Annotated in this window: 8 protein-coding genes; 5 read left to right on the top strand and 3 right to left on the bottom strand. The window is 67.2% G+C overall.

Translation table 11 applies throughout. The features are described 5' to 3' along the window. Positions 1–155: 155 nt before the first annotated feature. Entirely contained in the window at positions 156–347 is a 192-nt protein-coding gene (locus Aple_RS45505) for a hypothetical protein (protein WP_155351022.1), read from the top strand. Beyond that, complete coding sequence (locus Aple_RS45500; RefSeq protein ID WP_155351021.1) at positions 344–2,899, top strand: DUF7824 domain-containing protein; 2,556 nt, start codon at positions 344–346, stop codon at positions 2,897–2,899. Before Aple_RS45505 ends, Aple_RS45500 begins: the two co-directional genes overlap by 4 nt. 71 nt (positions 2,900–2,970) lie before the next feature. Here the strand turns inward: Aple_RS45500 and Aple_RS45495 are convergent, their stop codons facing one another. After that, complete coding sequence (locus Aple_RS45495) at positions 2,971–3,711, bottom strand: isocitrate lyase/PEP mutase family protein (RefSeq protein WP_155351020.1); 741 nt, start codon at positions 3,709–3,711, stop codon at positions 2,971–2,973. 630 nt (positions 3,712–4,341) lie between these two features. On the opposite strand from Aple_RS45495, the gene Aple_RS45490 reads away from it, so the two are divergent. The 3 genes from Aple_RS45490 (at position 4,342) to Aple_RS45480 (ending at position 7,494) form a co-directional block, all read left to right on the top strand. After that, positions 4,342–4,650 (top strand): hypothetical protein, encoded by a 309-nt coding sequence (locus Aple_RS45490; RefSeq protein ID WP_155351019.1) that lies wholly within the window; start codon positions 4,342–4,344, stop codon positions 4,648–4,650. A 223-nt stretch (positions 4,651–4,873) separates the two neighbouring features. Further along, positions 4,874–6,337 (top strand): RNA-guided endonuclease IscB, encoded by a 1,464-nt coding sequence (gene iscB / locus Aple_RS45485; protein ID WP_246265328.1) that lies wholly within the window; start codon positions 4,874–4,876, stop codon positions 6,335–6,337. After that, a complete protein-coding gene (locus Aple_RS45480; protein WP_155351018.1) occupies positions 6,337–7,494 on the top strand; it encodes an oxalate decarboxylase family bicupin in 1,158 nt (385 codons plus the stop codon). The genes iscB and Aple_RS45480 overlap by 1 nt, the downstream gene beginning before the upstream one ends. 47 nt (positions 7,495–7,541) lie before the next feature. Here Aple_RS45480 and Aple_RS45475 read toward each other — a convergent pair whose 3' ends face one another. Further along, positions 7,542–8,690, bottom strand: a complete 1,149-nt coding sequence (locus Aple_RS45475; protein WP_155351017.1) for a ZIP family metal transporter — start codon at positions 8,688–8,690, stop codon at positions 7,542–7,544. Position 8,691: 1 nt separating this feature from the next. Next, positions 8,692–9,462, bottom strand: coding sequence for a multicopper oxidase domain-containing protein (locus tag Aple_RS45470; protein ID WP_281361702.1), 771 nt, complete (start codon positions 9,460–9,462; stop codon positions 8,692–8,694). Between the last annotated feature and the right edge of the window lie 609 nt (positions 9,463–10,071).

Genomic DNA, 10,071 nt, shown 5'->3' with positions numbered 1-10,071 from the left:
ACAAGTTTGGGCAAGTACACTTAGTTGTGTGACAAAAACCCATTACGGTCATAACCCAAACCAGACCAGATCCACAATTTGTGTAGTCAGCTTAAGTTCTATGCTCGTTGCCGTAGGGCGCATTTTTGTCGGGGATGATCTCTAGTCTCCCCGGCATGACAAGTGCGACACAGGCGTACACCTACGCCGCGCCGTCCAGCCTGGTCGACGGGCATCTCGGGCTGGCGACCTCCGGCGGCCGGGCGCTCAGCGGGTCCGCGCTCGCGCCCAGGTTCTTCAGCGGGCCGTGCAAGCACGTGCCGGCCGCCAGGATCGTCGCCCGTAGCGCGGTGGAGGTGGCCGGGTGAGTGCCTGGCAGGAGATCCGCGAGCTGATCGCCCAGCGGGGGGACAAGGCGCTGGCCGATCGGGTGCTCGAGCTCACCGAGGCGGAACGGGCGGAGGTGGCGAAACAGCTGCCCGGGTTTCTCAAGGAGAGCCGGGTCAGCGCGGCGGACACAGCCCGGGAGAGGTGGCTGGCGGAGCACGGCGCGGACCTGCAGGACAGCCCGTGGGCGCAGGCGTGGTTGAGGCGTCAGACGACGGATACGTCGACCGCCAGCTATGGGACGGCGCTGCGCATCGTGGGTGCGGGGACGATCTCCGGTCCCGCCACCGCGGCCGCCTGGTTGGCTCGCCGCGATTTCGACCCGGCCTGGGGCTCGCGGCCGCTCTCGCCCGAGCTGCTTCGTGTGGTGACCAGCCGTCCCGCCGGCTGGCAGGCCGAGGTGGCCACCCGGCTCACCGAGAAGATCCGCACGGCGGGCGACCGCCTCGCTCCCCTGGTGCTCGGGCTGTTACGGGCGTCGTCGATCGAACCGCCCCGCCATGATCCGCTCGTGGTCGCCTGGCTGGCCGCCGCAGAGGTGGACGATGACCCGCTGCTCGGGCGGCTGCTGCCGCGCATCTTCGAGGCGGAAGGGATCGGGCGCGTGTTGCGCGAGGAACGTCTGACGCCCGAGCCCACCCGGTGGCTGGCCCGCCTGCGGGATGTGCTCGCGGCGGGGCGAGTGTCGCGGGCGGAGCTTCTCGACGGCTGCGTGAGCCGATTCCTGCGCGGCGGCGACGCCAACGGCCTGCGCTTCTTCGTCCGGCTGCACGAGATGATCGAACCGACGCCGCAGGAGGGCGCCGAGCGGGCGCGCGACTATCTTCGGCTGCTTCCCGCCGCGCCCGGGCCGGTGGCGGAACTCGCGCTGACCCAGCTGCGCCGTACGGGGCCGCAGGACAGCGCCGACGTCGGCGAGGCGGTTGACGCGCTGGCCTTCCGCGCCGAGGCCAAGCTGGCCCGCGCGGGTCTGACCTGGCTGGATGAGCAGGTACGGCGTGCGCCCGCGAGCGCGGAAGAGCTGGCGCCCGGGCTGGTGACGGCGTTCGCGCACAGCTCCTACGAGGTTCAGCGGCGGGCGGTCACGCTGGCGATCAAGCACGCGGCGGCCTTCCAGGCGAGTGCCGCGCTGATCGCGGAGGCTGTTCCGCAGCTGCCCGCGGACCTTGGCGAGCAGGTGGCCGCGAAGTTCGGGGGTGACATCACGACGCACCCGACGCCGACGACGTTCACGCCGACGGCACTGCCCGCCTTGGCGAAGCCCGAGCCCTTTCCCGACCCCGTAATCTGGTCGGCGTACGCGTTGCATGGATGGACGGCGGGTGAGCTGTGGCTCGCCGCCTTCGTCGAGCAGGCCGGCCGTGACCGCGCGGCCCTGCGGGAGAAACTGAAGGCCGAGTTCCACTGGCTCGATCACCAGGTGTACGTGGGGAATGCCTGGGACCTGCTGCCCTATTGGAGCAGCGCGCTGGCCGGCGAAATGATCAGTCCGGGTGCCTCTCCCGACGACCGTCGGTGGTCGAAACCCGCGCAGAGCTCGGCGCCGTTCATGTTCCTGCAGCGCCGGTTCAGCGAGATCCACCTCGCGCTGCGGGAGGATGCGCTGCCACCCGTGCTGCTGGCGACGCCCACGCTCACCAGCGGCCATGTCGACCCCGACGTGCTGGTGGACCGGCTGGAGGCGTGCGCGGCGGCGGGTGTCGAACCGCTGGTGGCCGACCTGCAGCAGGCGTTGTTGCGGCTGCCCCGAGGGAGTCACCCGGCCGCCGCAGAACGCGCGGCGCGGCTGGGCTCTTCGGCGGCCGTGGCCGTCGCGGCGTGGCTGGCCGAGGGTGGGCTGAAGGATCCGGAGACGGGTCTGCTCGAGGAACGAGGGCGCTTGATTCCGGTGCTGCGGGCGGAGCCGACCGGGCATGAGCTGATCGACGAGTTGCTGGCGGAGCCGTCGCGTCGGAGCGATCACGGTCACGCCATGGACTGGTGGCCGTCGATGCTGCCGTCCCATCGCGATGTCGTCTCGGTGAGCTTTCTGCCCTATGTGCAGTTCAAGAGGCACCGCTCGTATGCCTGCACGCGCCAGCTGGTGTTGTTGACCGACGGGCCGGTGGGGGAAGCGAGCGCGCTTCTGGTCGCCTTCCTGCTGGCCGACCGTGATGAGGACGCGGTGCCGACGTTGCTGCGGATGGCGGCCACGGGGGATCTGCCCGCTGAGGCGGTCGGGCGGTGGCTTTCGTGGCTCGTCCGGTGGAAGAAGCTGGAGAAGCGGCCGGTGCTGGCCTCGCTCACCGAAGCCGCCCAGCAGGGGGCGCACGCGCAGGTTTGGGAGATTCTTCGGATCGCGCTGCCGGTGCTGCTGCCGGGACAGGACGAGCGGCCGACCATCACCCATTGCGAGACGGTGGCGCTCGCCGCCGACCTGGCGGTTTGGGTGGGGGCTCGCGGGGAGATCCCGGCCGTGTCGGCGCATGCCGGTAGTGGGCGGGGTAGCAGGTTCGCGCGTGAATGCGCACGCCTGCGCGATCAACTCGGCTGACCGGCCCCGGGGCGACCTCGCTGCCAGAGGTCGCCCCGGGACAATGGCCGAGCTCTGCCGCTGACAGGTCGTCAGGTGCCGTAGGGGTCTTGGCCCGACTGGATTCGGGTGGCCATGGATTTGAGGGCGTCCAGTGCGGTCAGGTATGTCATCGGGCCGAAGGAGACGCGGGCGACGCCGAGGGTGGCCAGCCGGTGTAGGTCCATGCCGGGGAGGAAGGTGACGTTGATCGGTCCGGGGATGGCTTTGACCAGTTCGGCGATCACTTCTTCGGATGGGGCCAGGATCGGGAAGATGCAGTCGGCGCCCGCCTCCAGGTAGCGGCGGCCGCGTTCGGCGACCTCCTCGACCGTGGGGGTGCCGGTCAGGAACAGGTCGATCCGGGCGTTGATCACCAGGTCCGCGTTCGCCGCCCGGAGTGCGGTGATGCGTGAGGCCTGCGTGTCGATGTCGCGGATTGCGCCGGTCTGGTGGTCGGTCTCCTCGTAGTTGAATCCGGCCGCGCCAATGGCGGTGAGTCGTTGGAGGAGTTCCTCGGGGGGCAGGCCGTATCCGGCTTCGGCGTCCACGGTGACCGGGACGTTCACGGCGCGGATGATTCTGGCGGCGATGTCGAGCATTTCCTCGACGGGCGCGCCCTCGTGGTCGCTGTATCCCAGCATGGCGGAGATCGACGCGCTGGCGGTGGCGAGGGCGGGGTAACCCGCTTCGGCCACGATGGTGGCGCTGGCCACGTCCCACACATTCGGGAGAATCAGCGGGTCGCCTGACTTGTGGAGGTCGCGGAGTGTGGCGGTCTGGGCGTTCGACATGATCTTTCCTCATCTTTCGAAAGCGTCATTGTCATGACCGAGCGGAACCCCTACTTCGTGACATGTGGCGATGTGACACGCAGCACAGCCAGCCGCTCGTGGGGATCTTGCCCAGCAATCCCCCGCGGGCTGCACGACCGAACCCTCGCAGGCCAAGCCTGACCAACCGTCCGGTCAGATCCCCGCACGCCAAGCGCGATCAACCGTCGGGCCGGATCCCCGCAAACTGCGCGGCCAACCGTCCGGCCGGATCTCCGCATGCCAAGCGGGACCGGCAACCCGGTCGGATCCCCCCACCGCGAACGGGCAGTCCAGTTGGATCTTCGTCCCGTCTGGCGGTGGAGAACATCCAGGTTTGCACTAAATGCGAATCAGAAACTCTATCTGCCGATTAATCGGCATCCTTCGCCATAAGCTTCTCCCCTTGAAGTTCTGAGATGGTCGACGTTTCGTGCACCTTTTTGCGAGGGTATTCCTAACCGAGTATCGCCGCTCTGGCGTAACAAGCCTTGAATGTTCAGATTTATCGTATTGGGGGCGATTTTGGGGAAGATCGCACCTACCAAGACCCGACCGCGGATGGCGACACCCAGCTCTTCTGACCGTTCCCACGACCGAGGAGACCTCCCGATGCGCGCCCAGGACGACCTTGACCATACGCACCCCGCCGCCGTCCCCCAGGCCGACCACGGGATTGTCATACCGATCTCCATGTCGAGGACGCGTATCAAGTTGCTCGCATTCCTCCTGCTGGCCGTGCTGTCGTACATTTCCGATTCGCCGGAATGGCTAACGGCGGTCCTGCTCCTCACCGGTGCCGCCATCCCGGTTGCCCTGTTTGTGCTGGGCGGCGCGGAATTCGTCCGCGCCCTTTTCCTGCTGCCTGTTCCAGCTACCACGATCCGGAAGGACGATCTCATGTCAACGACCCCCTCCTGAAGGAGGGGGCTTGAGGTGCGGCAATGCGCTTCGAAGCCCCGCGTTGACCAGCCCCAGTCGATCACCGTGAAGGAGGTGCATTCGATTGACTACGTTTCACGTAAGCGAGCAGACCCACCGGCAGGTGCTTCCTCAGCCTGCCGCTCTGGAATCGGTGGGAGCAGACAACCCCGAGGGTGGGGACGAAACGGCTCACGGACTCCCGGCGCTGCCGGGCGCTGGCGTGGAACATGGGCGAGGGGAGATCGGAGCGGACGGCACCCGTCTGCTCCGGCGTCACCTCAAGGGCGCCTCGGCGTCTGAGGGAGCGGCCCGTGAGGGCCACCCAGTCGTGTTCGTCCTGGACAAGCACGGCCAGCCGCTCGACCCGTGTCACCCGGCCCGCGCCCGCCGCCTGCTGGCCTCTGGCCGGGCCGTGGTTCACCGGCACACCCCGTTCGTCATCCGACTGAAAGACCGCACTGCCGCCGACTCCACCGTGACCGGCGTGCGGGTCGGCATCGACCCCGGCTCCAAGCACACCGGTCTAGCCGTGTTCACCGAGCATGGCGGGAGTCGTACCGGCGTGTACTCGCTCCAGCTCGGCCACCGGGGCGGGCAGATCCGCGACAAGCTCGCCTCGCGGGCTGCACTGCGCCGGGGGCGCCGTTCTCGGAATCTGCGCTATCGCGCCCCCCGGTTCCTTAACCGGGGCAAGCCGGAGGGGCGGCTCTCGCCGTCCCTGCTGCACCGCGTCAACGGCACCGTGTCATGGGTGTCGCGACTCACCCGCTGGGCGCCCGTCACCGCTATCTGTGTGGAGCGGGTCGCGTTCGACACTCACGCCTTGTCGGCGGGCAGGCCCCTTGAAGGAGTGGAGTACCAGCAGGGCACCCTCGCCGGGTATGAGGTGCGGGAGTATCTGCTTGCCAAGTGGGGCCGCAGGTGCGCCTACTGCGGCACCTCCAGCGTGCCGTTGAACATCGACCACATTCACCCCCGCTCCCGGGGCGGCTCAGACCGCGTCTCAAACCTGACCCTGGCCTGCATCACGTGCAACCAGGCCAAGAACGCAACACCGATCGAGGAGTTCCTTAAGACCAAGCCCGCGCTCCTGGCGAAGATCCTCAGACAGGCGAAGGCGCCGTTGCGGGACGCTGCGGCGGTCAACTCGACCAGGTGGGGGCTGTGGCGGGCGCTGGAAACGATCGGGCTGCCGGTCGCCACCAGTTCGGGCGGGCGTACGAAGTGGAACCGATCCCGCACCGGCGCGCCGAAGTCGCACACTCTGGACGCGCTACACGTCGGCGAGTTGGAGAACGTCACCAGCTGGCCTTCCGTCGTCTTGGCGGTGAAGGCGACCGGTCGCGGGATGTACTGCCGGACCCGCACCGACGCCTACGGCTTTCCTCGACTGCGGCTACCCCGAACCAAGACCGTGCGCGGCTTTCAGACCGGAGACCTGGTCCGGGCGAACGTCCCGACGGGCAAGAAGGCCGGGGTTCACGCTGGGCGGGTCGCGGTCCGCGCAACCGGCAGTTTCAACGTCGCCACCCGGCACGGCACTGTGCAGGGCATCCACCACCGCCACGTCCGCCTGCTCCAGAGAGCCGACGGCTACGGCTACGCAACCCATTCAGAAGCGCGGCACAGCGCCGCGTCTCCTCCCCCGCCTGAGGGCGGGGGTATCCACGCTGGAGGTAATTGATGAAAGAGCCCAAGCAACAGCGCATCCCGCATCCGCAACGCAACGGCCAAGGCGGCACCGACACCGGTCCCCGGAACATCGAGCTGGACCTGCAGAATCCCGACATGCTCACGCCGCCGGAGACCGACCACGGCACCGTGCCCAACATGAAGTTCTCCTTCTCCATGGCGCACACCCGGCTCGAAGAAGGCGGCTGGACCCGCGAGATCACCCAGCGGGAGTTGCCGATCGCCACCACGCTGGCCGGTGTGGACATGAAGCTCAACCCGGGCGCCTACCGCGAGCTGCACTGGCACAAGGAGGCCGAATGGGCATACGTACTTGAGGGAAGTTGCCGGATCGGCGCGGTAGATCAGGAGGGCCGCAACTTCCTGGACGACGTGCGCAAGGGCGACCTGTGGTTCTTCCCCAAGGGCATCCCGCACTACATCCAGGCGCTGGACGAAGGGGTGGAGTTCCTGCTGGTCTTCGACGACGGCCAGTTCTCGGAGAACTCGACCTTCATGATGAGCGATTTCTTCTCACACACCCCCAAGAGCGTCCTGGCGAAGAACTTCGGCTGGACACCGGACCAGATGGCCAACATGCCGGAGAAGGAGAAGTACATCTTCAAGGGCCAGGTGCCGCCCCCCTTGGAATCCGACCGGATCATCAGCCCCACCGGCGACGTGCCCAACTGGTTCTCCCATCGGATGCTCGCGCAGGAGCCGCAGCGGTTCTCCGGCGGGACCGTACGGATCGTCGACTCCACCACCTTCAAGGCGTCCAGCACCATCTCCGCCGCGCTGGTGGAGATCCAGCCGGGCGGCATGCGCGAACTGCACTGGCACCCGACCGACGACGAGTGGCAGTACTACATCTCCGGTTTCGGGCGGATGGGCGTGTTCGCCAGCTCAGGCCTGGCTCGTACGTTCGACTTCCGCGCGGGGGACGTTGGGTATGTGCCGTTCGCGTACGGCCACTATGTCGAGAACCTGGGGAATGAGCCGCTGGTCTTCCTGGAAATGTTCCGCAACCCGCGGTTCGAGGACATCTCGGCCACGCAGTGGATGGCCAACCTGCCGCCCCAGGTCAGCGCGGACACGATCAACATGCCCCGGTCGATGATCGAGGCGCTGCCGAAGGACAAGCGTCCGGTCGTCTCCCTGAACCGCTGACCAGTCCCCCGGGCCGCGTACGGATCCAGCGGCCCGGGGTTCCGCGTTCAGGTCAGGAGCCCAGTGGCGTACATGAGGAGCATTCCGGTGAGGATGCCGGTGATGCTGACGGGATGCAGGAGCCGTCCCCCGCCGTCGCGTACGGACGGGGCGAGCTGCAAAATGACCTGCGCGATCGCGCCGACGCCGAGACCGAGCAGCAGTGCGGCGAGCGCGGGTTGAGTCGTGGCGGCGCCGAGCCAGGCGCCGAGGATGGCGGGGCCGCCGGCGACGAGCCCCAGGAGGATCAGCCGGAACGGTGAGGTGCGCTCGTCACTGACGGGTGCGACGATGGCGAGGCCCTCGGTGGTGTTGTGGATCGCGAAGCCCGCGACCAGCGTCGCGCCCAGGGCGAGCGCGCCGACGGCGTAGGCCGAGCCGATCGCGAGTCCTTCGCCGAGGTTGTGCAGGCCGATGCCGACGGACACGAGCAGCGACAGGCGATAACCGCCTGTTTGTCCGGGTCGTGCGGCCATCCAGTTCTGCACGCCGGACAGCACCAGGTAGGCGGCGATGGCACCGATCCCGACAAGTCCGGCGCCGCCGAGCGCGCCCGCACCGGCGTTGGCGACCTCCATTCCTTCGAGTGCCGCGTCGATCGCCAGCCAGGCGAGCAGCCCGATGGTCAGCGCCATCAGGGCCCGGATCCAGCCCGGAGGCACCCGCCGCAGCCAGGGGAGCCAGAGCATTCCTATGGCTACGGGGATTACACCGACATATGTCCCCAAGAGCGCCATCAGGCCGATAAATCCGGACGGGTCCGGTGTCAGGACGGCCACGGGGATCTCGTGGGCGACGATTCCGCCGGTGGAGGTGAGAAGCGCCACCTCGTAGGCCTCGCCGTCGACCCACGGAAAGGTGATCCGCACGTTGGCCGAGCCGAGGCGGCCGATCTCCGGTTCGCTTATTCGGAAGTCGGCGAACGCGTCATTGACCGCGACCTGGGCGAGCGTGACCGGATCGGGGCCCGCGTTGCGCACGACCAATTCGATGGAACCCACGCCGAGTATCGTCCGCTCCACGACGAGTTCCTCGGCCGGAGGACCGTTGCGCGCGGTCAGGCCAGGGCCGCCGAGTACGGCGAAGCCCACCACCGCCATGGCGATGACGCACAGCGGCAGGAGTCCGAGCACCCATGTGTTCAGGCGGCTCTCCATATCACCCACTCTTTTCGCAGGCGGGGCCACAGCCGGCCTCGAAGAAGCCCATCCAGCCGAGTTCGGCGAACTCCGACTGGTGTGCGTGGAACATGAAGCGGCCTTCGCGGGGGAACGTGATTTCGAGGATTCCGCGCTGGCCCTGGCACAACATCACCGTGTCGGTGTGCTCCGCCGGGCTCATGGACGTGCCCGTGGGATACCAGTCGAAGAAGTTTCCGTGGACGTGGAAGGAGTTGACGAGGTCGTATTCGAGGACGTTGACCAGGTAGATCCGTACCAGCTCGCCGACGGTCACCCGCACCGGGTCGCTCATGTAGACGAAGGGGATGGTGTTGACCGCGTACAGCTCGTTCGCGCGGTCGAAATTGGTGTCGAAGCCGTTCATGACCATCACGAGTTCGTCGGCCTCGGCGCGTGCTTCCTTCGGGTCGATGAGGAAGACGCCGTATAAGCCCTTGGCGATGTGGTGGGCGAGCGGGGTCACGTGGCAGTGGTACAGGTGCAGGCCGAACGGCTCGGCGTCGAACTCGTATACCGTCTGGCCGCCCGGCTGGACCAGGCCCGGGCCTATTCCCGCGGTTCCGTCGACCTGGGCCGCGTGCAGGCCGTGAAAGTGAATCGTGTGCGCGTGTGCCGAATGGTTGACCAGGGTGATTCGCAGGCGCTCACCTTCGGTCGCACGAAGGGTGGGCCCGGGAATCCTGCCATTGTAGGTCCAGGCGGGGAAGGTGACTCCGGGAGCCACCTCGATTTCTTTTTCCCGGGCCACCAGGGTCCATTCCCGAAGTGTTCTCCCGTCCGCGAGGAGAGACGTTTTTCCCCGATCGAAATCCCGGATTAGCGTCGTTGGGTGAAACCCGTTCTTGCCGTTGTCCACATGGGTCCCGGACCGGAAGCCGGCGTGCGCGGACCCTGCGGTGTGTGCCGGACCGTGCTGGTGGTCACCTTGATCGGAGGAGGGGATCGCCGGTCTTCCGGTCAGGTGCGCCACCGCGGCACCGACGGAGGGAACCAGTGCGACAATTGCGCTACGTCGAGAGATGTCTGACACACGAAACACGGTAAGTGGCCAAGGCCGCTATTTCAATGCACAAATTAGATCCACGTTTGCCCGATTATGCCGACATAAATCGGGATTCGTTCGCGAAGGGATCAGGCGCCAATTCCCACTGGCACAGCATGCGATTCAACAAATCCGCGAATATCCCATTTAGCACCGACACGGGCTGAGCTGCGGGTCCTCCAACTGCCGCCAGGCTGGACGATCCCGGTGGGTCGCCCTAACGAAGCGGCAGCCGCATCGCCGTGGTTCTCCCACCCACCCTCCCTTTTGTTTCTCCTCGGGCTCCGCCCGACCCCGCCATCACCGTGGTCGCCC

The organism is Acrocarpospora pleiomorpha (assembly GCF_009687885.1).
In the GTDB taxonomy this organism is placed as follows: Bacteria; Actinomycetota; Actinomycetes; order Streptosporangiales; family Streptosporangiaceae; genus Acrocarpospora; species Acrocarpospora pleiomorpha.
Note: the sequence above shows the minus strand (reverse complement) of the source record. Positions and strands in the feature narration are given on the sequence as shown.